Here is a 23,122-nt window from a genome sequence, read left to right on the forward strand (position 1 = left end):
GGACAACACAGTGCGGACACCCCTGTGCGACCGGCTCGGCATCGACCTGCCGATCGTCGGGTTCACCCCGTCGGAGCACGTCGCCGCGGCACTCAGCCGCGCCGGCGGGCTCGGCGTGCTCGGCTGCGTGCGGTTCAACGACGCCGCCGAGCTCGACCGGGTGCTCACCTGGATGGACGAGAACACCGGCGGGAAACCGTACGGCGTCGACATCGTCATGCCGGCCAAGGTGCCCGCCGAGGGCACCCAGGTCGATCTGGCGAAGCTCATCCCGGACGGGCACCGCGCGTTCGTCGACCGCGTCCTGAAAGAGCTGTCGGTGCCGCCGCTGCCGGACGACACCGACGAGCGCGCGGGCGTGCTCGGCTGGCTGCACTCGGTCGCCCGTTCGCACGTCGAGGTGGCGCTGAACCACCCGATCAAGCTGATCGCCAACGCGCTCGGCTCGCCGCCGGTGGACGTGATCGGCCAGTGCCACGACAAGGGTGTCCCGGTCGCGGCGCTCGCCGGGAAGGCCGAGCACGCCGTGCGGCACGTCGAAAACGGCGTCGACTTCGTGGTGGCGCAGGGCTACGAAGCCGGCGGGCACACCGGCGAGATCGCGTCCATGGTGCTGGTGCCGGAGATCGTCGACGCGGTCGACGTGCCGGTGCTGGCCGCGGGCGGAATCGGTTCCGGCCGCCAGATGGCCGCCGCGCTCGCGCTCGGCGCGTCCGGCGTCTGGATGGGGTCGATGTGGCTGGCCACCGAGGAGTACCTGCAGACGATGGGCGAATCGGTGGCGATGCAGCAGGCGCTCGTCGCGGCGTCGTCGTCGGACACCGTGCGGACGCGGATCTACACGGGCAAGCCGGCCCGGCTGCTGAAGACCCGCTGGACCGAGGCGTGGGCCGCGCCGGACGCGCCCGAGCCGCTGCCGATGCCGCTGCAGAACCTGCTGGTCTCCCCGGCCCACAACCGGATCCACGCGGCGAACGACCCGAGCGTGGTGTCGATGCCGGTCGGGCAGATCGTCGGCCGGATGAACCAGGTCCGCCCGGTGGCCGACGTCGTCGCGGAACTGGTGAGCGGCTACGAAGAAGCGTTGTCCCGCTTGGACAAGACCCGCTGAACGAGAGAAAGGGGCCCCGCCGCGGCGGGGCCCCTTTTCCGTGCGTGAACGGTTACAGCGTGGCAGCCGCCGCGGCGATCTTCGACGCGAACGTGCTCACCTCGGTGTAGACGCCGGGGGCGTGCGCCCGGGCGCAGCCGTCGCCCCAGCTGACGATGCCGACCTGGATCCAGGCATTGTTGTTGTCCCGGCGGAACATCGGGCCGCCGGAGTCGCCCTGGCAGGTGTCGACGCCGCCGGAGGCGAGGTTGCCCGCGCAGATCTCGGCGCTGGGGATGAGGTCGGGGTAGCTGCCGCCCTGCGCGGCGCAGGTCGAGTCGGCGACGAACGGAACGGTCGCCTTGAGCAGGTACCGCTGCTGCGAACCGCCCTCGGTCGCCGCGCCCCAGCCCGCCACGGTGAACGTGCCGGAGTTGTACGCGGTGGTCGTCGCGATCGGCAGCGTGGTGAGGCCGCTGACCGGGCTGGCGAGCTTGATCAGCGCCCAGTCGCCGCCGGTCGAGGTGCCGTAGGTGGGGGACCGGTAGACGTAGGTCGACTTGATCTTCTTGGCGCTCGTGCTGTTGAGGTCGACCACGCCGACGGTCGCCGTGATCGAGGTGCTGGCCCCGGTCCGGCTCACGCAGTGGGCGGCGGTCAGGACGATCTGGTTCGTGTACAGCGCCCCGCCGCAGCCCATGGAAAGCCGGACCATGAACGGGAATTCGCCCTGGGCGGCCCGGGTGCCGCCGACGACGTCGGTGGACGGCGGCTGGGCGGCGGTGGCGATCGCCGGGGTGGCGAACGCCGCGGCCGCGGCGACCGCGGCCAGTGCGGTGGTGGCGTTTCTGAGCAGGGTGAACCAGCGCTTGGGAACCAAGGGGATCAGTCCTTCCAGTGTCCACAGTGGAAGCCGTTGCCGTCAGCGGCCCCATGACTACACCAGGTGGTCAAGACCGGGACAACCGACTTTCTTCGGATCTTTCGGGCGGTTGGGTGATTTCTCACCGGCGGATCCGACGAAGGCCGTAGGCCGAAACGCCCAGCACCAACGCGACGCAGCCCGCGAGCACCGACGGCAGCGGCAGGCTGAAGGCCAGCACGATGCACCCGGCCAGCCCGAGCACGGCGACCGGCAGCGTCTTCCCGCGCAGCGTGAGGGCAGCGGCGTTCGCGATCGCGTAGTACGTCAGGACGGCGAAGGACGAGAAGCCGATCGCGGCGCGCAGGTCGATCGTCGCGGCGAGCACGGCGACGACGAGCCCGACGGCGAGCTCCGCCCGGTGCGGCACCCGGTAGCGCGGGTGCACGGCGGCGAGGAAACGGGGGAGGTGGCCGTCGCGGCTCATCGCCAGCGTCGTGCGCGAGACGCCGAGGATGAGCGCGAGCAGCGAACCGAGGGCGGCGACGGCCGCGCCCACCCGGACGACCGGGGCGAGCCACCCCGGGACGGCCGCGGCGATCGGGTCCGGGCTCGCGGCGAGTGCGGCCGGGCCGAGCCGGACGAGCAGCAGCACCGCCAGGGCGGCGTAGACCACGAGGGTGATGCCGAGGGCCAGCGGGATGGCACGGGGGATGGTGCGGGCCGGGTCGCGGACCTCCTCGCCGAGGGTGGCGAGCCGCGCGTACCCGGCGAAGGCGAAGAAGAGCAGCCCGGCCGCTTCGAGCACGCCCCCTCCCCCCGGCCAGGCGATGAGCGGGCCGCCGCCGGACGGCCCGGCGGCCATCGCCACTCCCGAGACGGTGAGCACGAGCAGGGTGCACGACACGATCACCCGGGTGGCGAGCGCCGACCGGTGCACGCCGAAGTAGTTGACGGCGGTGAGCGCGGCGACCACCGCGATGGCGAGGAGGCTCCGCCACGGCTGCCCGAGCCCGGGTGCGGCGTAGGCGACGACGGTCAGCGTCATCGCGGCGCAGCTGGCGGTCTTCCCGGTGACGAATCCCCAGCCGGCGAGGTATCCCCAGAATTCACCGAGCCTTTCCCGGCCGTAAACGTAGGTGCCCCCGGATTCCGGGTGAATCGCGGCGAGCCGCGCCGACGACGTCGCATTGCAGTAAGCGATGACGGCCGCGAGGACCAATGCGATGAGCAATCCGGCCCCCGCGGCGCGCGCCGCCGGGCCGAACGCGGCGAACACGCCGGCCCCGATCATCGAGCCCAGGCCGAGGAAAACGGCGTCGGCGAGGCCGAGCCGGCGGGTGAGGGAAGGCGGGGGCATCCGGGTGATCCTCCAGCTGTCGGCCGTGTTGCGTGCCACAGCGAACCACGGCGCACGCGGAACCGAATAGGGTCGATTCCGTGCCTGCCCCTTCGCGCCATTCCCGCCTGTCCGCCGACGGTCCCGTCCTCGACGGGATTCCCGAACACGGCCGCGTCCCGCGTTACTACGCGGTCAAGGTCGAACTGCTGGCGGTGATCGCGGAACTCGGCGAAGGAGCGGTGCTGCCCACGGAACGGGAATTGTGCGAACGGTTCGAAGTGTCGAGGGCGACGGTACGGCAGGCGGTCGCGGAGCTGGTGCTCGAGGGCAGGCTCAGCCGCCGCCAAGGGAGCGGCACGTACATCGCCGGCCCGAAGCTCGTCCAGCCGCTGGCCTCGGCGGGGCGGCGGCCGGCCATCCGGCCGGGCCGCAGCGCGATCACCCTGGAGCGGCGTCCGGCCGGCCGCGCGCTGGCGGCCGACCTGCAGGTGACGTCGGAGGCCGAGGTGTTCCACCTCGAGCGGGTCCTGCTGGCCGGCGACGAGCGCGTCGGGCTCGAGTCGACATATCTCCTGGCGTCGCGGTGTCCGGACCTGCTCGAGGTGTTCACCCCGGAGCAGCCGTTGAGCGAGCAGCTCGGCGTGGAGCCCGCCGGGGCGGAGGAACGGGTCGAGACGGTGCTGTCCACCCCGCGCGAGGCACTGCTGATCGGGACGAACCCGGCGCTGCCGATGCTGCTGACGCACCGGATCTCGTGGGGCTCGGACGGAGTGCCGTTCGAGCGGGTGCGGTCGCTGTACCGCGGGGATCGGCTCAGCTTCACGACCCGCCTGGGCCGCGCCGACTGACCGCCGCTGTCACGTTTCGCGCGGCGCCTTCGTTCCTCCCGCAACCGAACGAACTGGGAGGACCGAAATGAACGCCGCACTCTGGACCGGACAGATTCTGCTCGCCGTGATCTTCGCCGTGTCGGGCGTGCTCAAGTCGACGATGTCGCAGCAGCGGATGCTCGAAACCGGCCAGACCGGAGCGGCGGCGTACCCGCTGCCTGTGGTCCGCTTCGCCGCGATCTGCGAAATCCTCGCCGCGGTGGGCCTGATCCTGCCGTTGCTGCTGGGCATCGCGCCGGTCCTGACCGGCTGGGCCGCCGTCGGGCTGGCCGTGGTGATGGTGGGGGCGATGGCGATGCACGGCAGGCTGGCGATCGTGCGGCACACGCCGGCCGAGTGGCGGAACGTCGGGGTCAACGTCGTGCTGCTGGCAGTGTGCGTCTTCGTCGCCGCGGGTCGTCTCTGAGCGCCCATGCAACCCGGCGCGGCTCCGCTCCGTCTGGCAGGTATGCGTACCACGGTGAAACTGCTGGGCGCGGGCCTGCTGCTGCTCACGGCGACGGCCTGCGCGGCGAACTCCCGCGCCGGAGCCCCGGCGGGTACCGGCTCGGCGCCCGAGTCGCTCTCGACGTCGGCGACGGCGACCGGGGCCGCGACGCCCACGCTCGGACCTCCGACGATCGGCCCGCCGCCGTCCCAGACGGTCGGGCGGCCGACGCAGGGCATCGCGCCGGGTGACGACGTCGTCGCCGAGACCCAGGTCGACGCCCGCCAGCTGCCCGAGGGCTACCCGCGCAGCCTCACCCGCAGCCTCGACGGCCAGACCCTGATCCTGCAGGCCGAGGAGGGCGGCTGCCGCCGCATCTCGGCGCGCGTCGGCGAGCAGACCGCGCAGCAGGTGGTCGTGCTGGTCGCCGTGACGTCGGCCCCGAAGGGCCAGATGTGCCCGGACTACATCAAGGAGATCAAGATCCCCCTCGCCCTCGCGGCGCCGCTCGGGACGCGCACGGTCGTCCTCCGCCAGGGCTGACCGCCACGGACGCTGGGAGGTGGCCCCGGGATGCCCGGGACCACCTCCCAGACCATTCTTCGGGGCCGGGGCCGGGGCCGGGGCCGGGGCCGGGGCCGGGGCCGGAGCCGGTGCAACCCCAAGTCGCCCCCGTTCCGTCCTGACAGCATGAGGTACTCAGCGAAGGTGGTCGGGACAGGCGCGCTCCTGCTGATGGTGACGGCCTGCGCCGGCCAGGACATGCCCACCAACCGGCCCGCGGGATCGACCGGCAGCGTGTCGGTGCCCGCACCGGCGTCGCCGTCGCCGTCCCCGAGTGAATCGGTGCTGCCGGCGCCGCCCGAGCCCAACCCGCCGGGCAAGCCCCGGCTGACCGTGCCCGAGGGCAGCACCCAGGTCCCGGCGGACAAGATCGACGCGACCGCGCTGCCCGCCGGGTTCCCGCGCGAGGTGTGGACGGCCAACGGTGGCACCGTGCTCAACATCCGCGCTCAGGAAGGCGGCTGCGGTCACGCGCTCGGCGAAGCGGCCGAACAGGCGGGCGACCACGTCGTCGTCAACCTGAGCGAGACCAAGGCGCAGACCAATCAGATGTGCACGATGGACATCCGGTACCCGGTGATCTCGGTCGCCCTGGCCGCGCCGCTGGACCAGCGCACGGTGGTGCTGAAGACCACGCCCCCGAAGTAAGGACCACGGCCCCCGGGAAACGTCTCCGGGGGCCGCGTGCTGTCCGCAGTGGACGGTCGCTGCCCGGTGGTCCGGACCACGGCCTGCGTGTGGTCCGCTCATCGTCGAAGTTGTCGAAAATTGTCAGGGCTCCCGCTGAACCGCCGCCGTGACCGGGCCGTGTCCCGGGGTGAGGTGGCGATCAGAGAGGAGGGGCCCATGCCCCGGTTGAGCAGTGGCCGGCACCGCAAGCAGGCGACCGTCGGATTGGCCGCGTTGCTGGGCGTCGCCGGCGTCACCGCGACCGCCATCGCGCTGAGCAGTCCCGCGGGCAACGCGGCCGAAGCGCCCAAGGAGAACTGCGGTGGACTCGACACCGCGCTGCAGAACAACCTGACCTTCATCGCGGGCCAGCAGGCGAACCCGGACGCGCAGTCGGCCGCGCGGATCGCCAACCGGCAGGCCGTGGTGGACCTGATCCAGCAGCGGCGGCAGGTGGCGGGCTGCACGGCGAACGTCGCGGCGAACAACGGTCAGGCCGCGGCGGCGCCGGGGAACTCCGGCAACGCGCCGGGCAAGGCGCAGGCCCCTGGGCAGCAGAAGAAGCAGGAGCAGCCGGCCGCCGGAGCGGGCGCGGCGGTGGGTGAGGTCGTGTGCCCCGGTTCGACCGTGACGCTCTCCGGCGAGGCCGGCGCACCGGCCGCGTCGAGCAACCAGTTCCCGGCCGGGACGAAGCTCAAGGTGACCAACCTGGACAACTCGAAGTCCACGACGGTCGAGGTGACCTCGGTGTCGGGCAGCTGCACGCTGCTCAACAACGCGGCCTTCGAACAGGTCCGGGAGCCCGGCAAGTTCCTCATCCGGCGCGCGCGGATCGAGCGCGTCGGCTGAGGGAGCAGGGGACACCGGCGGCGGGCTGGTGTCCCCTTTTCCTTGTGCGCTAACGGAAGCTGATCTGCAACACCGGGTCGCCGGTGCTGGCGAAGAAGTCGTTGCCCTTGTCGTCGATGACGATGAACGCCGGGAAGTCCTCGACCTCGATCTTCCAGACGGCTTCCATGCCGAGCTCGGCGTACTCGAGGACGTCGACCCTCTTGATGCAGTCCTGCGCGAGCCGCGCCGCCGGGCCGCCGATCGAGCCGAGGTAGAACCCGCCGTGCGACTGGCACGCGTTCGTCACCTGCTTCGAGCGGTTTCCCTTGGCCAGCATGACGAGTGAGCCGCCGGCGGCCTGGAACTGCTCGACGTAGGAGTCCATCCGCCCGGCCGTGGTCGGGCCGAACGAACCGGACGCGTAACCCTCGGGCGTCTTCGCCGGGCCCGCGTAGTAGACCGGGTGGTCCTTCAGGTAATCCGGCATTTCTTCGCCGGCGTCGAGGCGCTCGGCGATCTTGGCGTGCGCGATGTCGCGCGCGACGACCAGCGGCCCGGTGAGCGAAAGCCGCGTCTTGACCGGCAGCTGCGAGAGCTGCGCGCGGATCTCGGCCATCGGCCGGTTGAGGTCGACTGCGACGACGTCGTCGGAGAGGTCTTCCTCGGTGACGTCGGGCAGGAACCGGGCCGGGTCGCGCTCGAGCTGCTCGATGAACACCCCGTCGGCGGTGATCTTGGCCTTGGCCTGGCGGTCGGCGGAGCAGGAAACGGCGATGCCGACCGGGCAACTGGCGCCGTGCCGGGGGAGCCGGATGACGCGGACGTCGTGGCAGAAGTACTTCCCGCCGAACTGCGCGCCGATGCCGAACTGCCGGGTCATTTCGAGGACCTGCTGCTCGAGGTCCGGGTCGCGGAAGGCGTGGCCCAGTTCGGAGCCCTCCTGCGGCAGGGTGTCGAGGTAGCGCGCGGAGGCGAGCTTCGCGACCTTGAGGTTGAACTCGGCGGACATCCCGCCGACGACGATCGCGAGGTGGTAGGGCGGGCAGGCCGCGGTGCCGAGGCTGCGCAGCTTTTCGTCGAGGAAGCGCGCGAGCCGCTTCGGGTTCAGGACGGCCTTGGTTTCCTGGTAGAGGAACGTCTTGTTGGCACTCCCGCCGCCCTTGGCCATGAAGAGGAACTCGTAGGCCGGGTCGGCTTGGCCGTCCTTGTGGTACAGCTCGATCTGCGCGGGCAGGTTGGTCCCGGTGTTGCGCTCGTCCCAGAAGTTCACCGGCGCCATCTGCGAGTACCGCAGGTTCAGCTGCTGGTAGGCGTCGAAGATGCCCCGCGAGAGGGCGCGCTCGTCGTCACCGCCGGTGAGCACGCCTTCGCCGCGCTTGCCGATGACGATGGCCGTCCCGGTGTCCTGGCACATGGGCAGGACACCACCGGCGGAGATGGCGGCGTTGCGCAGCAGGTCCATGGCGACGAACCGGTCGTTGCCACTCGCTTCGGGGTCATCGACGATCGCGCGCAGCTGCTGCAGGTGTGACGTGCGCAACAGGTGCTGGATGTCGGTGATGGCGGTGCGCGCGAGGGTGGTGAGCGCTTCCGGGGCGATCTTCAGGAAGGTGCGCCCGGCGGCTTCGAAGGTCTCGACGCCCTCGTCGGTGACCAACCGGTATTCGGTGGTGGTGTCCTTGCCCAGCGGGAGGACTTCGGTGTGCTGAAACGTGGTGGACGGCACTTGCCAGGCTCCTTTGCCAGCTCCGGGATCGGTCCACCTTATGCGCCGGGGAACGGCACGCCGTAGAGGCATCCGATCACTGTGGGCCACCCCACGCGGCTTCCGTGGTCCCACCACCCCGAAGCCGGATTGTCACTACGGACGGTGGTGCCGGGTCAAGGCACGCTTTCCCGCCTTGACGCGGTGCCACCGTCCGCGTGCTGGCTTCGGATCGGGGTGGCGGGGAGAGGTCTGGGTGGGTGCAGGTGATGCCGTTCGGCATCGAGGTACGTGACCCGACCGTCCGGGTACGCGGGCCGACCGCCCGGGAAGGGGACCGACCGGCCGGGTGCGCCGTGGAAGCTGGTCGGGAGGCCGGGTCCACCCCGACGGACCCGACCTCCCGGGGAAAGCTCCCGGATGCGTGCACACCCGGTCGCGAGGCCTGCGCCGGCACTTCGAGGCTGTCGTGACGCAGGTCATAAGTCAACGCCGCCGAACGGGTGCTGGCGGAGGGTTGCTACCCATGACTCTGGAGGGTGAAACCCCGCTTTCGTGGAAAATTTTCCCGCCTCGCCGAACGCCTGGTCAGCAGGGTGCGGAAATGACCGAGGGCGGGCGCACGATGTGCACCCGCCCTCGAACGAGAAACCGATCAGCTCGCGTAGGCGCGGAGCCGGTCCGCGCGCTCGCCCTGGCGCAGCTTCGACATGACCTCGCGCTCGATCTGGCGGACGCGCTCGCGGGACAGCCCGAAGTGCTTGCCGATCTGGTCGAGCGTGCGCGGCTGGCCGTCGTCGAGGCCGTAGCGCAGGCGGATCACGTGCTGCTCGCGGTCGTCCAGCGTCGCCAGGACGCGGCGCAGGTCGTCCTGCAGCAGGCCCGAGATCACGGCGCTCTCGGCGTCGGTGGCCTCGGAGTCCTCGATGAAGTCGCCCAGCGGGGCGTCCTCCTCGGCGCCGACCGGCATGTCCAGGCTTACCGGGTCACGCGAGTGGTCGAGCAGGTCCGAGATCTTGTGCGCCGGGATGCCCGACTCGGCCGCCAGCTCCTCGTGCGTCGCGTCGCGGCCGAGCTGCTGGTGCAGGTCACGCTTGATGCGGGCCAGCTTGTTCACCTGTTCCACCAGGTGGACGGGCAGCCGGATGGTGCGGCCCTGGTCGGCCATGCCCCGGGTGATGGCCTGCCGGATCCACCAGGTGGCGTAGGTCGAGAACTTGAACCCCTTGGAGTAGTCGAACTTCTCCACCGCGCGGATCAGACCCAGGTTCCCCTCCTGGATCAGGTCGAGCAGCGGCATCCCCCGGCCGGTGTAGCGCTTGGCGAGCGAGACCACCAGGCGGAGGTTGGCCTCCAGCAGGTGGTTCTTGGCCACGTGGCCGTCCCTGATCAGGGCGGCCAGCTCGGTGCGGCGCTTGGCCGTGAGGTTCTCGGCCGTGTCCAGCATGTGCTGGGCGAACACCCCGGCTTCGATGCGCTTGGCCAGCTCGACCTCGTCGGCCGCGCTGAGCAGGGCCGTCTTGCCGATGCCGTTGAGGTAGACGCGGACGAGGTCGGCGGCGGGGCTCTGGGCGTCGAGGTCGGCGTCGGTGAGCGTCCCCAAGCTCATCGGCTCCTCGGTCGTCTGAGCCGGGATACGCTCGCGAATCCCGCGCGACTCGCGTTCGAGAGTCTGGACTGACATTCTGCCTCCCCGGTCACGGGCTGAACGTGCTGCTGCGGTCGTCCACCGGGTGCGTACCCGCGAACCGGGGCCTGTGGATCCCGGTACGCCGGTCCGGCCGGCTTGGCTGGACATCTGGCACAACGCTCCGGGTTCCCAAAACGTTCCCGGCTCGTCATAGGAGAAGACGGCTGCGGGAGCGATCCGGTTGCTGAACCAATGCTGAGCTTTTGCTGAGAACGTTCCGTGACCGGGGAACCTGAGAATTCCATATGAATCCGGTCAGAAACTGAACCGGATCGTAATGGTCTAGACCTCAACCCAAACTGTGAACGGACCGTCGTTGACGCTCGAGACCGCCATCATGGCCCCGAAACGGCCCGTCGCCACCGTGGCGCCGCGGCCGCGCAGCTCGGCCACGACGGCCTCCACCAACGGCTCCGCGACCTCCGGCCGGGCGGCCTGCGTCCACGACGGGCGCCGCCCTTTCTTCGTGTCGCCGTAGAGCGTGAACTGGCTCACCACGAGCAGTGGTGCATTCGCCGTGGCGCATGATTCCTCGTCGCGCAACACCCGCAGTTCGTGCAGTTTGCGCGCCATCGTGACGGCCTTCGCGGTGTCGTCGTCGACGTGAATTCCCAGCAGCACAAGCAATCCCGGCTCGTCGATCGCGCCGACGACCTCGCCGCCGACGGTGACGTCCGCCCGCGTGACCCGGGCTGCGACCGCCCTCACCGGTCCGCCGGGACGAGCATCCCGTGCCGGACGAGCTCCCGGACGACGGGCAGCGCGGCGGCCGCCAGCTCCTCGGACGACAGGCCCTGCGCCGCCGCGAGCAGCTCGATCAGGTCCTCCAGCGGCAACGCGCCGCGGCACCCGGCCAGCAGCCGCGTGGCCAGTTCGTCGACCTCGTGCTGCCAGCCCGGCCCGTCGGTGCGGTGCAGCCGCCGAACGGTCGTCGCCCAGCCTTCGTCACCGGGTTCTTCGACGCTTTCGAGCAAAACCGTGGGTGGCACCACAAAGCGGACACCAAGCAATGAATCACCCGATTCACGCAGCCAGTCCACCCGGTCCAGCCAGCCCGCCGCCTCCGGGCCCAGCGGGTCGTCGTAGGCCTGCCGCAGGTCCTCGCACACGACGGTGGGTGTCCGCCCGGACGCCCGCCGCAGCGTGACGAACCCGAAGCCGATGCCCCGGACGTCGTTCGCCGCGAACCAGTCGAGCCACGCCGCCGCCTTCGCCCGGCCCTCGGGCGAGCGCGGGTCGAGCCCCGCGTCCCGCAGCCACGTGCCGACGTAGAGCGCCGGATCGGCGACGTCGCGCTGGACGAACCAGGCGTCGGTCTCGGCGGGCAGCCAGCGGCTCACCCGGTCGGCCCAGTCCTCGCGGGAGGTGTGCAGCCAGGACGCGAGCAGGTGACCGGTGCCGCCGTCGTTCAGGAATCCGGGCAGCTGCCGCACGACCAGCGCGCTCGCGTCGTCGCCGGCCAGCCCGGAGTCGCGGTAGGTGTAGTCGACGCGGGCCGGGCCGACCACGAACGGCGGATTGCACACGACCTGGTCGAACTTCCGCCGCGCGACCGGCGCGAACCACTCCCCGCGGACGAGCTCGACGTCCAGCTCGTTCAGCCGGAAGGTCGCCGCGGCCAAGGCGAGGGCCCGCGCGGAGACGTCGGTCGCGGTGACGCGAGCGGCGTGCCGGGTCGCGTGCAGCGCCTGGACGCCGTTGCCGGTGCCCAGGTCGAGCAGGGTGCCGACCGGGCGGCGGCTGGTGGCGCGGATCAGTGACAGCGACGCGTGGCCGACGCCGAGCACGTGGTCCTCTGGCACGGTGGTGCCGAGCACGTCGGCGTCGAGGTCGGAGACCACCCACCAGGAGCCCTCTTCGTCGCCGTGCGGCCGGATGTCGAGGGCGGCGCGGTACCCCTCGGACGCCGGCGCCAGCACTCCCGCGGCCACGGCGTCCTCGGGGGAGAGGGGGGCGAAGGCGGCCTTGACGGCGGTCTCCGGCTCGGTGCCGCCCAGCAGGAACAGCCGGATCAGCGTGCCGAGGTCACCCGCGTCCCGGCTGGCGCGTTCGGCCGGCACCGGCTCGCCGCGGCCCAGCGCCGCGTGCGCGGCCCCGCCGAGGGCGGCCACCACGCCGTCGGCGTCGTAGGAGGTGCGCCGGAAGGCTTCGCGCAGCCGCGCGCAGACGTCGTCGGACAGGTCGGGCAGTACGCTTCGCGTGCTCACGGTGGGTAATGCTGCCACGATGGCCCCCGTGACCCTTGAACGCGTCCTCGCCCCGCTCGACGCGGCGCTGCCCGAGCTCGAAGCGCTGTACATCGACCTCCACCGGCACCCGGAGCTGCCCTTCGCCGAGACCCGGACGGCGGCCGAGCTGGCCCGGCGGCTGGAGGGCGACGGCTACGAGGTGCACACCGGCATCGCCGGCACGGGTGTGGTGGGCGTGCTGCGCAACGGCGAGGGACCCACCGTGCTGCTGCGGGCCGACATCGACGCGCTGCCGGTCGAGGAGAAGACCGGGTTGTCCTACGCCAGCACGGTCCGCGGCACCGACGAGCACGGCAACGACGTCCCCGTCATGCACGCCTGCGGGCACGACATGCACGCCACCTGGCTCGCCGGCGCCGCCGCGCTGCTCGCGAAGGGACGCCACACCTGGGCCGGCACGCTGCTGGTGGTCTTCCAGCCGGGGGAGGAGGGCGCGGGCGGTGCCGTGGCGATGGTCCAAGACGGCCTCTTCGACATCGCGGGCCGGCCCGACGTCGTGTTCGGGCAGCACCTGGTCCCCGGCCCGGCCGGCTGGGTGCTCACCCGGCCCGGCGTGATCATGGCCGCCACCGACACGCTGCGCGTCACCCTGCACGGCCGCGGCGGGCACGGCTCGCGCCCGGAGACCACCGTCGACCCGGCCGTGCTGGCCGCGTCCGTGGTCCTCAAGCTGCAGACGATCGTGTCGCGCGAGATCGCCGCCACCGACTCGGCCGTGGTCACCGTCGGTTCGCTGCACGTGGGCACGGCGAGCAACGTGATCGCCGACGACGCCGTCATGGAGGTCAACGTCCGGTCCTTCGACCAGGCCGTCCGGGAGCGGGTGCTGGCCGCGGTCGAGCGGATCGTGCACGGCGAGGCCGCCACCGCCGGCGCGCCGAAGCCCCCGGAGATCGAGCGGGGCAGCTCCTACCCGGTCACCGAGAACGACGAGGCCGCCAACGACGCGCTCACCGAGGTCTTCCGCGGCCACTTCGGCACCGACGTGGTGCTGCCGGCGCCGTTGATCACCGGTAGTGAGGACTTCAGCGAGTTCGGCCGGGCGGCCGGCGTGCCGTCGGTGTTCTGGCTGGTCGGGGGCTTCGACCCGCAGACGGTGATCACGGCGATGACGGAGGGCCGGTTCGAGCGCGACATCCCGTCCAACCACTCGCCGCGGTTCGCGCCGGTTCTGCACCCGACCCTGCGCACCGGCATCGAAACCCTCGTGGTGGCCGCGTTGAGCAAGATGCATCACCCCGGTGTCGGATGAGCCGCGCGAGTGGGACGATGGACAGCGGAGGTGGTGCAGTGACCACGCCCGCCAAGGACTCGGACCCGGTGCTGATCACCGGGGCGGCCCCGTCGTACGAAGAGCAGTTCGCCGCCCGCAAGCGCAAGTACGTGATCATGATGGCCTGCCGGATCCCGTGCCTGATCGCGGCCGGGCTGACCTACCACGTGTGGTGGCTGGCGCTGGGCTTCCTGGCGATCTCCGTGCCGCTGCCGTGGATCGCGGTGCTGATCGCCAACGACCGCCCGCCCCGCAAGTCCGAGCAGGTCAACACCTACCAGCGCGAGGCGAAGGCGATCGAGGGCACCAGCCACCACGTCATCGACGGCTGAGGATCACCCCGGCTGGGGGCCCACCTTCCCGACGGCCAGCGCACCCAGCCGCGTCCCGTGCCGCAGGACGTCCACAGTGGACTCCCCGGCCAGCCAGCCGGTGAGCACGCCCGCGTCGAAGGCGTCGCCCGCGCCGGTCGAGTCGACGCAGTCCGCCTCGACCGCGGGCACGCTCGTGACCCCGCCCGCGTCGACCCAGCTGGCGCCGTCGAGCCCGGCGGTGACGACCACCGCGCCGACCGTGCCGAGCAGTTCCTTCGCCGACGCCGGGTCGGCCGAGCCGGTCAGCGCGACCAGTTCTTCGGTGTTCGGCATCAGCAGGTCGACCCCGCGGACGTCGGCCAGGAACACGGCCGGGTCGGTGATGTGCGCGGCGGCTTGGGGATCGACCGACGTCGTCAGCCCGGCTTCCTGCGCCGCCGCCAGCGCGGCCAGACCGGCCGCGCGCGACGGCGGGTCCAGCAGCACGTAACCGGACAGGTGCAGGTGGCTCGCCCCGGCGAGGGCCTCCGCGGTGACGTCCTCGGGCGCGAAGCGCTGGTTCGCGCCGCGGTCGGCCAGCATGCTGCGCTGCCCGGACCCGTCGACCATGACGACGACGCAGCAGGTCGGCGCCTCGGGGTCGACGGAGAACGCGCACCGCACGCCCGCCGCCTCCAGCTCGGCCCGGATGAGCCGGCCGCCCGGGTCGTCGCCGATCCGCGCGAGCAGCGTCGTCTCCGCGCCCAGGTGCCGCAGCCACAGCGCCGTGTTGGCGCCCGCGCCGCCACCGGTGAACCGGATCTTCGCGCGGGCGTCGCCGCCGTGCGGCAACGGCTTGTCGTGCCGGGCGATCACGTCCAGGGCCGCGTCCCCGACCACCACGATCCCGCTCATGCGCGCACCTCGCTGGCGCTCGGTGCCGCCTGAGCGGACCGCGCAGTGTTGGATGATTCACCCGCAAGCTCGCTCATGCCAGCGCCACCGCCACCTCGGTCGCGAGCTTGGCGTTGTTCAGCACCAGCGCTTCGTTCGCGTCGATGCTCACGCCGCCGCTGGCGGTGTGGAAGTGCTCCAGCAGCACCGGGGTGACGTCGGCGCCGTGCACGTCCCGCTCCTCGACGAGCGCGAGGCCCTCGGCGAGCAGCCGGTCGTGCAGCTCTTTGTCCATTTCGGACGCTTCCGGGATCGGGTTCGCCAGCAGGACACCGGAATTCGCGTAGGCGCGGTGCGCGTCGATGACGGCGGCGGCCTGCTTCGGGTCGTCGACCCGCCAGCCGACCCGGTGCCCCGACGAGCGCAGGTAGAACGCCGGGAAGTCGTCCGTGCGGTAACCCAGCACCGGCACCGAGTTCGTCTCCAGCACCTCGAGCGTGGCGGGGATGTCGAGCACCGACTTCACGCCGGAGCAGACCACGACGGTCGGCACCTTCGCCAGCACACCGAGGTCCGCCGAGACGTCCCAGCTCTGCGCGGCGCCGACGTGCACGCCGCCGAGCCCGCCGGTGGCGAACATGCCGATCCCGGCCGCGGCCGCCAGCGCCGACGTGCTCGCCACGGTCGTCGCACCGGAGCGGCCGAGCCCGACGGCCGGGCCGAGGTCGCGCAGCGAGAGCTTGTCGAGCCCGGCGTCCGGGGCGCAGACGCGCTCGAGCTCGGCGGGGGAGAGGCCGACGACGACCCGTCCGTCGAGCACCGCGATCGTGGCCGGGACGGCGCCGCCGTCGCGGACCACGCCTTCGAGGCGGCGGGCGACGTCGAGGTTGCGGCCCGGCGGCAGGCCGTGGGACAGGATGGTGCTCTCCAGCGCGACGACGGGGTGCCCGTCACGCAGCGCCGAGGCGACCTCTTCGTGCAGGGAGAGTGCGGTAGTCACGAGGGACCATCATCGGTGATCGCCCCGCGCGCGGCGCCAGTGGGTCAGCTCGGCGGTCAGGTTCTTTTCTGCGGCGCTCGCCCAGCGTGTCCGCGCGGCTTCGCTGCGGTAGAGCGGCCGGGACAGCATGCGTTCGAGGACGGCGATGCGCCCTTCGCGCCAGACGTCGTCGGGGTACTTCGCGTACTCCTCGCGCACTCCGCGGGCATACACCGCGTACTGCTCTTCGGCCGCTCCGAGGATGGCGAGGTCGGCGTCGAGGAGGGCGGTGGCCAGGAGGTCGTCCGGTGGAGCGTCGTGCCCGATCGTGGTGAGGATCAGGCCTTCGACGCGCTCGACGTGCGCCGCGGCCACTCCGGCCAGGGCTTCGCGGGCCCAGGCGGCGCTGGCGCGTTCGTCTTCGCCGGGCTTCGCGTCGTACACGACGTCGTGCGTCCAGGCCGCTACGGCGAGGATGGCGCGGTCGGTTGTCCCGAGGCCCGCCGCCAGCCAGGCGGAGTCGCGCGCGACGGCGGCGGCGTGGGTGAGCGTGTGGTAGCGGCGGTGGGGCTCGGCGTACCGGGCTTGCAGCCGCGGCCAGGCGTGGGACGTGCCGCCGAGGACGGCGACCGCGTCGGGCCACTCCATCAGTCGAAGATCCCGCGCGGGCGCGCCACCTGGTCGAGCCAGTCCTCGAGCTGTTTCTCCCAGTTCACGTCCGGCCGCACGGTGAACATCCCGAGGAAGTCCTGGCCGCGGCCGCCGAACCCGCCGGTCTTGCTCACGCGGACCCGCTTGGTGACCTCCAGCACGACGTCGGTGCGCTCGGCCGACGTCAGGAAGGTGACCGCGACCTGCGAGAAGACGCCGGCGAAACGCGGTGAAGGCGTGAAGCGGATCTCCTGGAAGAACGGCAACTGCTGGCGGGCGCCGTCGACCCGGCCCTGCTCGAGGACCGCCTCGCGGAAGGTGAAGCCGAGCCGGCTCAGCGCGTCGAGGATCCGCTTCTGCGCCGGGAGCGGCTCGATCGCGACGGCGTCGGCGTCGAACGGGTCGCTGACCGCGGCGGCCAGGTCGAGCTCGGCCCGGACGCCGACCGCCGTGCCGGTCAGCGGCTTGGCGTAGACGCTGGTCACCGGCGTCTCCCAGGGCAGCGGCACCTCGAACGGCACCCGGACCTGCTGCCCGGCCCGGATGACCTCGCTGCCGATCAGCTGCCGGGAGCCGAACGGGAGGTCCTCGGTCCGGTCGCCGGGCACCTGGACGCGGGCCAGCAGCGTCACCGCGAGCCCCTTGATCTCCTGGTCCACCTCGCCGCCGAGCAGCAGTACCTCACCGTGCAGCGGGCGGCCGGGGGCGGCGGTGGAGTCCAGCAGGCGGGCGTCGATCCGCGCCCCTCCCGAGCCGAACGTCGCGAGCACCTTCTGGAACATGCGGCCGATCCTGCCAGGCGGAGGGGCCGATCGCGGGAGGTTCGGCGGGACTCGGGCACAATGGCCGGGTGAGCACCGAGACGCTGACGAAGCCGGAAACCACGCCCGAGGGCACGGACACCACCGACGACGACTCGCCGAAGATGTTCCACTACGTGAAGAAGAACAAGATCGCCGAGAGCGCGGTCATGGGCACTCACGTGGTGGCGCTGTGCGGCGAGGTCTTCCCGGTGACGAAGTCGCCGAAGCCCGGGTCGCCGGTCTGCCCGGCCTGCAAGGAGATCTACGAGAGTCTCCGTCCCGGGAAGTGATCCGGGCCTGAACCCCGGCGGGAGTCCCCGCCGGGGCTTTCGGCTGTCCGGAAACGGACAGATCGGCGAACAAACGTGAAAAACCTTCATTCGGCGGGTGTGCCGGGTGCGGGAGTCCTGGTAGATCCAGCGGACCAGGTTCCCTCACCCACCGGAGTCGCACATGCGCAGAACCGGGATCGTGCTCACCCTCGTCACCCTGCTCGCCGTGGTCTCGCCCGCGCTGGCCCAGGCCGTCACGGGCTGGACGGAGGTCGGCTCCGACACCGCCAGGGCCCTCGACGAGAGCCAGGGGCTCGCGACGATCGTGCGCCCGTCGGGCACGACGATCCGCTACACCGGGATCGGCACGATCCCGGCCGACCTGAACTCGCAGGGCTGGAACCACGTCGGCGACCCGGGCTCGGCCCAGGGCTGGTACGTCGAGCCCTACCAGCGTGACGACCGCGGCGCGAAGCTCTTCCGCGTCCAGGCCCCGGACGGCTCGTGGGCCGACTACCGGCACGCCCTCGAGTCGTGGGAAGCGAACAACAACTCCTTCGCCGCGGTGTCGCCGGACGCGCGCTGGCTGGTGGCGGGGGAGTGGGGCACCATGGACCGGCTCCTGGTGCACCCGATGCCCGGCGTGGTGGCCACGAACCCGGCCCAGAACCTGCCTCTGGCCGGCACCATCCGCCTGGACCACGCGGTCCGCGACGTCCAGGGCTGCGACTTCCAGACCGCGACCCGCCTGCTCTGCGCGTCCGACGACCCGGACGGCAGCCTCTTCGGCACGACGAAGCCGCTGCTCCAGGTCGACCTGGCCGGTCCGCTGTCCGGCTCGGACGTCACCGGCCACGTCACCTCGCTGGGCCAGCTCCCGCTCCGCAGCGGCTGCTCGGGCTCGTTCGAGGTCGAGGGCATCGACTTCGACGAGCGGGACGCCACCCTCCGCGTGATCGTGATGTCCCCGAGCATCTGCATCCTCTTCGACAGCAAGACCTACCGCTTCCAGCAGCGCTGACTCGGTGAAGGAAGGGTCGACACGCGTGATTGCGGAGTCGACTCGCGTGATTGGAGCGACGACACGCCGGGGCCGCCCTGGCTTCGGCGTGTCGTCCTCCTGATCACGCGAGTCGACTCTCAAATCACGTGTGTCGGCGTTCTGATCACGCGAGTTCCGGGTTGAGGGACTCCGATTCGGGGGCCTGGGCCGGGGTTCGGCGGGCTTCGCGGCGGGCCTTGCGGCGTTCCTTGCGGGTCTCGACCATCGTGTAGAGGGTCGGGACCAGGACCAGGGTCAGCAGGGTCGAGCTGACCAGGCCGCCGATCACCACGATCGCCAGTGGCTGGCCGATGAACCCGCCCTGGCCGGTGATGCCCAGCGCCATCGGGACCAGCGCGAAGATCGTGGCCGCCGCGGTCATCAGGATCGGCCGCAGCCGGCGCCGGCCGCCTTCGGTGACGGCGTCGGCGACGCTCATCCCCTCGGCGCGGTACTGGTTGATCAGGTCGATCAGCACGATCGCGTTGGTCACGACGATGCCGACCAGCATCAGCATGCCGATCAGGGACGGCAGGCCGAGCGCGGTGCCGGTGGCCAGCAGCAGCCCGATCGCGCCGGTCGCCGCGAACGGGATCGACACGAGCAGGATCAGCGGCTGGATCAGGCTGCGGAACGTCGCCACCATGATCAGGAACACGATCGCGATGGCCGCGAGCAGCGCCAGGAACAGGTTCGAGAACGCCTCCTGCTGGTCCTGGCTGACGCCGCCGAGCGAGTACGCCGCCCCGCCGGTGAACGTCAGTCCGTCCAGTTTGGACTTGATGTCCGCGGTGGTCTTGGTCAGGTCGTCCCCGGTGTTCTTCGCGGTCACCGTGGTGCTCAGGTCGCCACCGGTGCGGCGCACCGACGCCGGTCCGTCCACACTGGACACCTTGGCCACCTCGTCGAGCCGGACGACGCCGCCCGGGCCCGGGATCGGCAGGCCCTTCACCTGCTCGACCGTGACCGGAGCCGTGCCGGCGCGCAGCACGATGTCCGTTCGCTGCCCGCCGACCGGCAGCTGCGTCACCGTGCGCCCGGCGATCGCCTGGTTGGCGATCTGCCCGATGGTGCTCGCCGACAGCCCGCGCGCGGCCGCCGCGGCGTCGTCCACCTCGACCTGCACCCGCGGCGAGCCGACGCTCAGGTCGCTCGAAACCTCGGTCAGCCCGGACACCCCGCGCAGCGCCTGCGCCACCTGGTCGGACGCCGGCTTCAGGGCGGCCTCCGACGGCGCGGTCACCGTCACCGAGACCTGGTCGGAGTTGAACCCGGACGCGTCCGCCCCGATCTTGATCTCGCCCAGCTCCGGGCGCGACGTCAGCTTCGACCGCAGCCGGTCCGACAGCGCGTGGAGGTCGGTGTCCTTGGCGACGGTGACCGAGATGCTCGTGTTGGTCCCGCCGCCGAAGCCGAACGCCCCGCCACCGCCGATGCTGACCTGGTAGGTCCGCACCGCGGGCTCGGCCGCGAGGGCCTGCTCAACGGCCGTGGCCGCCTTCTCCTTCGCGTCGACGCTGGTGCCGGCCGGCAGCTTCTGCGTCATGTTCAGCGTGGTGCCGCCGGACTGGTCGAGGAAGTTCGTGTTCAGCCGCGTCGCGAGCCCGACCGTGCCGGCGAAGATCAGCAGGGCCAGCAGGACGACGGTGAGCCGCCGCCGCGTCGCGAACCGGATCACCGGCAGGTAGGCGCGCTGCAGGATGCTGCGGCGTTCCTTCTCGACGGCCGCCTCGCGCGCCCGCTCGGCCTCGACGGCGTCCGCCGGGACCGCGGGCCGCTTGAGGAACCAGTACGCCAGCACGGGAACCACGGTCAGCGACACGAGCAGCGAGGCCAGCAGCGCCACCGTCACCGTGATCGCGAAGGGCGAGAAGAGCTCGCCGACGAACCCGCCGACGAACGCGATCGGCAGGAACACCGCGACGGTCGTCAGCGTGGACGAAGTGACCGCGCCGGCCACTTCGCGGACGCCGTCGAGCACCGCCCGGTCCTTCTCCTCGCCATAGGCGAGATGTCGTTTGATGTTCTCCAGCACGACGATCGAGTCGTCGACCACCCGGCCGATCGCGATGGTCAGCGCGCCGAGGGTGAGCAGGTTGAGCGACAGGTCGCCGGTCCACAGCGCCAGCAGCGCGACGACCACCGACAGCGGGATCGACACCGCGGTCACCAGCGTCGAGCGCACCGACAGCAGGAACAGCAGGATGACGACGACGGCGAACGCCAGCCCCAGCAGGCCTTCGGTGGTCAGGCCGCTGATCGCGTCCTTCACCGGGGTGCCCTGGTCGAACACGACGCTCATTTCGGCGCCGGTCTTCTTCGCCAGGTCCGGCAGCTTGTCGCGGACCGCGTCGGAAATGGCGACGGCGTTGCCGTTGTCCACCATGGTGATCGAGAGGCCGAGGCTCGGCTTGCCGTTGGTGCGCGTGATCGACGTCGGCGGCGCGAACCCGGCCTGGACGTCGGCGACGTCACCCAGCTTCACCGGACCCCGGGCCGGGGCACCCGCCCGCGCGGCGGCGGCACCCGGGGTCAGGTACAGGCCGCGCAGACTGTCCACAGTGGTCTGCCCGCCGCCGACCTGCACCGACAGCGTCTTGCCGTTTTCGGTCAGCGTCCCGGCCGGCACCGCGGCGCCGGCGGTCTGCAGCGTGGTCGCGATCGACGCCGGGTCGACACCCGCCGCGGCGAGCTTCGCGTAGTCGAGCGTGATCGTGACGCGCGGCTGGCGTACGCCGGTGACGGTCACCGTGCGGACGCCCTCGATCTTCCGCAGCTCCGGCGCGACCTGGTCGGTCAGCGCGGGCGCGAGCGCCTGCGGGTCCCCGGCGGTGCCCGCGGCGACCAGCGCCACCGGCAGGTCGTCGGTGCTGCCCGCAGACACGGCGGGCTCGGTGTTCTGCGGCAGCCGCGACCGGACCTGGTTCACCACCTGCTGGATCTGCGAAACGGCGGCGTCGATGTCCGTGCCGAACTCGAACTGCGCGACGACCCGCGAAACCCCGTCCGACGACGTCGAAGTGACCTGCTCGAGGCCCTTCAGCCCCTGCAGCCCGCCTTCGAGGGGCTCGGAGACCTGGCGGTCGACCGCGTCCGGCGACGCGCCCGGGTACGCGGTGACGATCTGCGCCTGCGGGAACTGCAGGGACGGGAAGAGCTGTTGTTTGAGCTGCGGCAGCGCGAAGGCACCGAAGCCGACGACCACCAGCGCGAGCAGGCCGATCAGGCTCCGGTTGCGCAGGCTCAGTCTGGCCAGCACGGACATGACGTGAAAACCCCCTCGGGAATGACGTAAAAGGCACAGTGGCCCCCGCCGTCGTCAATGGCCCGCTGAGCTTTTCACGTCGTTGCTGAGAGCGACTCAGTCCGTGGGTGGATTCCGGGTCCTCCCTTCGGCGGACCCGCGCCCCTGAGCTGCGCTGGGTGCCGGTTCCGGCGCGCTCGGTGACGAGCTGTCCTCTTCGGACGGCTCGGCCCGGTCGGCGGCGGCGTCTTCGGTGCGCGGGCGCCGCAGCGGCGTGGTCGAGCGGTCCCGCAGCTTGCGGCCCTCTTCCGAGCGCAGCCGCTCGGAGGCGCGTTCCATCTCCAGCCGCCGCCACTTGCGCCGCTGCCGCCGCGTGGCCTTCGCCGGCCACAGTTCCTGGATCGCGCTGTTGAAGTACGCCCCGCCGACGACGGCCAGCCCGATGAAGAACATCAGCAGCAGGAACGCGATCGGCGCGGCCAGCGCGCCGTAGGTGTAGCCGGTCTTGGTGATCCAGTTCAGGTAGACGCGCAGGCCGACCGAGGACAGCAGGAACACGACCATGGCGAGCACCGCGCCCGGCAGCCCGCGGTGCCAGGGCAGCTTCCGCGGCAGCGCGAGCTTGTACAGCGTGGTCAGCGCGAGGGTGATCATCGCGCCGAGCGCCGGGAAGTACAGCGCGCTCACCCACGACGTCACGGTCGGGCGCCAGGCGGCCGGGAAGAACTCCGGCAGCAGGTCGGGGCCGATCGCCAGCAGCGGCAGCCCGACCACCAGGATCACCAGGCCGCACAGGTACAGCAGGAGCGCGAAGATCCGCTGCCAGACGTCGTTGCGGACGCCGTACTGGTCGTGCGCGACCGTGATCGCGTCCACGAACGACGACATCGCCGAGGAACCCGCCCACAGCGAGATGAGGAAGCCGACCGAGACGATCTCGCCCTTGCCGACGGTGAGGATGCTGTTCACGGTGGGTTCGATGATGTCGTGGACCGCGTTCTGGCTGAAGACCGTCCGGCAGAAGCCGATGATCCGGTCGTGCACCGCGGCGACGACGTCCTGCCCGAACCACTCGCCGACGAAGCCCAGGCTGCCCAGCAGGCCGAGCAGCAGCGGCGGCAGCGACAGCGTCTGCCAGAAGGCCGCCTCGGCGGCCTCGGAGAAGATGTTGCCTTCCCAGGCCTTGGCGAACGTGCGCGTGACGAGCCGCCACGGCCCCTTGCGGGCCACCTTCGTCGCTGCGGACGGCTGCACCTCACCCATGACGTGTCCAGCATGGTCCATCCGTGCTGATTTGGCTCGTCACGCCCCCTGCGGCCGGGCGTGTCGGCGGACATCACCCGTGCCGGTGC

Annotated in this window: 22 protein-coding genes; 10 read left to right on the plus strand and 12 right to left on the minus strand. The window is 71.6% G+C overall.

Going from position 1 to position 23,122, the window contains the following annotated elements:
- The first annotated feature begins 10 nt into the window (after positions 1 to 10).
- On the plus strand, positions 11 to 1,111 hold the full coding sequence (locus QRY02_RS02300; protein ID WP_285989831.1) for an NAD(P)H-dependent flavin oxidoreductase: 1,101 nt from the start codon (positions 11 to 13) through the stop codon (positions 1,109 to 1,111).
- A 52-nt stretch (positions 1,112 to 1,163) separates the two neighbouring features.
- Here QRY02_RS02300 and QRY02_RS02305 read toward each other — a convergent pair whose 3' ends face one another.
- Positions 1,164 to 1,970 carry a S1 family peptidase gene (locus QRY02_RS02305; protein ID WP_285989832.1) on the minus strand — a complete coding sequence of 269 codons (807 nt, stop codon included), beginning with the start codon at positions 1,968 to 1,970 and terminating at the stop codon, positions 1,164 to 1,166.
- 124 nt (positions 1,971 to 2,094) lie between these two features.
- Positions 2,095 to 3,312 (minus strand): APC family permease, encoded by a 1,218-nt coding sequence (locus QRY02_RS02310; RefSeq protein WP_285989833.1) that lies wholly within the window; start codon positions 3,310 to 3,312, stop codon positions 2,095 to 2,097.
- A gap of 80 nt (positions 3,313 to 3,392) precedes the next feature.
- On the opposite strand from QRY02_RS02310, the gene QRY02_RS02315 reads away from it, so the two are divergent.
- From QRY02_RS02315 to QRY02_RS02335, 5 genes are all read left to right on the plus strand, one after another.
- Complete coding sequence (locus tag QRY02_RS02315) at positions 3,393 to 4,142, plus strand: GntR family transcriptional regulator (protein ID WP_285989834.1); 750 nt, start codon at positions 3,393 to 3,395, stop codon at positions 4,140 to 4,142.
- 67 nt (positions 4,143 to 4,209) lie between these two features.
- Positions 4,210 to 4,590, plus strand: a complete 381-nt coding sequence (locus QRY02_RS02320; RefSeq protein WP_285989835.1) for a DoxX family protein — start codon at positions 4,210 to 4,212, stop codon at positions 4,588 to 4,590.
- Between the two features lie 42 nt (positions 4,591 to 4,632).
- Positions 4,633 to 5,154, plus strand: a complete 522-nt coding sequence (locus QRY02_RS02325; protein ID WP_285989836.1) for a hypothetical protein — start codon at positions 4,633 to 4,635, stop codon at positions 5,152 to 5,154.
- A 147-nt stretch (positions 5,155 to 5,301) separates the two neighbouring features.
- Entirely contained in the window at positions 5,302 to 5,823 is a 522-nt protein-coding gene (locus QRY02_RS02330) for a hypothetical protein (RefSeq protein ID WP_285989837.1), read from the plus strand.
- 198 nt (positions 5,824 to 6,021) lie between these two features.
- Complete coding sequence (locus QRY02_RS02335) at positions 6,022 to 6,693, plus strand: SCO2207 family protein (RefSeq protein WP_285989838.1); 672 nt, start codon at positions 6,022 to 6,024, stop codon at positions 6,691 to 6,693.
- A gap of 49 nt (positions 6,694 to 6,742) precedes the next feature.
- On the opposite strand, the gene QRY02_RS02340 is transcribed toward QRY02_RS02335, so the two are convergent.
- From QRY02_RS02340 to QRY02_RS02355, 4 genes are all read right to left on the minus strand, one after another.
- Positions 6,743 to 8,401 (minus strand): fumarate hydratase, encoded by a 1,659-nt coding sequence (locus tag QRY02_RS02340; protein WP_285989839.1) that lies wholly within the window; start codon positions 8,399 to 8,401, stop codon positions 6,743 to 6,745.
- Between the two features lie 634 nt (positions 8,402 to 9,035).
- On the minus strand, positions 9,036 to 10,064 hold the full coding sequence (locus tag QRY02_RS02345) for a sigma-70 family RNA polymerase sigma factor (protein WP_285989840.1): 1,029 nt from the start codon (positions 10,062 to 10,064) through the stop codon (positions 9,036 to 9,038).
- 288 nt (positions 10,065 to 10,352) lie between these two features.
- Positions 10,353 to 10,778: a D-aminoacyl-tRNA deacylase gene (gene dtd / locus QRY02_RS02350; RefSeq protein ID WP_285989841.1), complete on the minus strand. Its 426-nt coding sequence runs from the start codon at positions 10,776 to 10,778 to the stop codon at positions 10,353 to 10,355.
- Positions 10,775 to 12,277, minus strand: a complete 1,503-nt coding sequence (locus QRY02_RS02355; protein ID WP_285989842.1) for a DUF7782 domain-containing protein — start codon at positions 12,275 to 12,277, stop codon at positions 10,775 to 10,777. The genes dtd and QRY02_RS02355 overlap by 4 nt, the downstream gene beginning before the upstream one ends.
- A 28-nt stretch (positions 12,278 to 12,305) precedes the next feature.
- Between QRY02_RS02355 and QRY02_RS02360 the strand changes: the two genes are divergently transcribed.
- Together QRY02_RS02360 and QRY02_RS02365 are read left to right on the plus strand one after the other, a co-directional pair.
- Positions 12,306 to 13,571, plus strand: a complete 1,266-nt coding sequence (locus QRY02_RS02360; RefSeq protein WP_285989843.1) for an amidohydrolase — start codon at positions 12,306 to 12,308, stop codon at positions 13,569 to 13,571.
- 38 nt (positions 13,572 to 13,609) lie between these two features.
- On the plus strand, positions 13,610 to 13,924 hold the full coding sequence (locus QRY02_RS02365) for a DUF3099 domain-containing protein (RefSeq protein WP_285989844.1): 315 nt from the start codon (positions 13,610 to 13,612) through the stop codon (positions 13,922 to 13,924).
- Positions 13,925 to 13,927: 3 nt separating this feature from the next.
- Here QRY02_RS02365 and QRY02_RS02370 read toward each other — a convergent pair whose 3' ends face one another.
- The 4 genes from QRY02_RS02370 to QRY02_RS02385 all read right to left on the minus strand — a co-directional run bounded on the left by QRY02_RS02370 (position 13,928) and on the right by QRY02_RS02385 (position 17,191).
- Positions 13,928 to 14,800, minus strand: coding sequence for a carbohydrate kinase family protein (locus tag QRY02_RS02370; RefSeq protein WP_285989845.1), 873 nt, complete (start codon positions 14,798 to 14,800; stop codon positions 13,928 to 13,930).
- Positions 14,801 to 14,873: 73 nt separating this feature from the next.
- Positions 14,874 to 15,779: a pseudouridine-5'-phosphate glycosidase gene (locus tag QRY02_RS02375; protein WP_285989846.1), complete on the minus strand. Its 906-nt coding sequence runs from the start codon at positions 15,777 to 15,779 to the stop codon at positions 14,874 to 14,876.
- A 9-nt stretch (positions 15,780 to 15,788) separates the two neighbouring features.
- Positions 15,789 to 16,406 carry an HD domain-containing protein gene (locus QRY02_RS02380; protein WP_285989847.1) on the minus strand — a complete coding sequence of 206 codons (618 nt, stop codon included), beginning with the start codon at positions 16,404 to 16,406 and terminating at the stop codon, positions 15,789 to 15,791.
- A complete protein-coding gene (locus tag QRY02_RS02385; protein WP_285989848.1) occupies positions 16,406 to 17,191 on the minus strand; it encodes a sporulation protein in 786 nt (261 codons plus the stop codon). The genes QRY02_RS02380 and QRY02_RS02385 overlap by 1 nt, the downstream gene beginning before the upstream one ends.
- 68 nt (positions 17,192 to 17,259) lie before the next feature.
- Between QRY02_RS02385 and QRY02_RS02390 the strand changes: the two genes are divergently transcribed.
- Positions 17,260 to 17,502, plus strand: coding sequence for a DUF3039 domain-containing protein (locus QRY02_RS02390; RefSeq protein ID WP_285989849.1), 243 nt, complete (start codon positions 17,260 to 17,262; stop codon positions 17,500 to 17,502).
- Between the two features lie 163 nt (positions 17,503 to 17,665).
- Complete coding sequence (locus QRY02_RS02395) at positions 17,666 to 18,505, plus strand: hypothetical protein (RefSeq protein ID WP_285989850.1); 840 nt, start codon at positions 17,666 to 17,668, stop codon at positions 18,503 to 18,505.
- A 145-nt stretch (positions 18,506 to 18,650) separates the two neighbouring features.
- Here the strand turns inward: QRY02_RS02395 and QRY02_RS02400 are convergent, their stop codons facing one another.
- Positions 18,651 to 21,791, minus strand: a complete 3,141-nt coding sequence (locus QRY02_RS02400) for an efflux RND transporter permease subunit (RefSeq protein ID WP_285989851.1) — start codon at positions 21,789 to 21,791, stop codon at positions 18,651 to 18,653.
- A gap of 96 nt (positions 21,792 to 21,887) precedes the next feature.
- Positions 21,888 to 23,033 carry a YihY/virulence factor BrkB family protein gene (locus tag QRY02_RS02405; protein WP_285989852.1) on the minus strand — a complete coding sequence of 382 codons (1,146 nt, stop codon included), beginning with the start codon at positions 23,031 to 23,033 and terminating at the stop codon, positions 21,888 to 21,890.
- Between the last annotated feature and the right edge of the window lie 89 nt (positions 23,034 to 23,122).

The organism is Amycolatopsis sp. DG1A-15b (genome assembly GCF_030285645.1).
Classification (GTDB): domain Bacteria; phylum Actinomycetota; class Actinomycetes; order Mycobacteriales; family Pseudonocardiaceae; genus Amycolatopsis.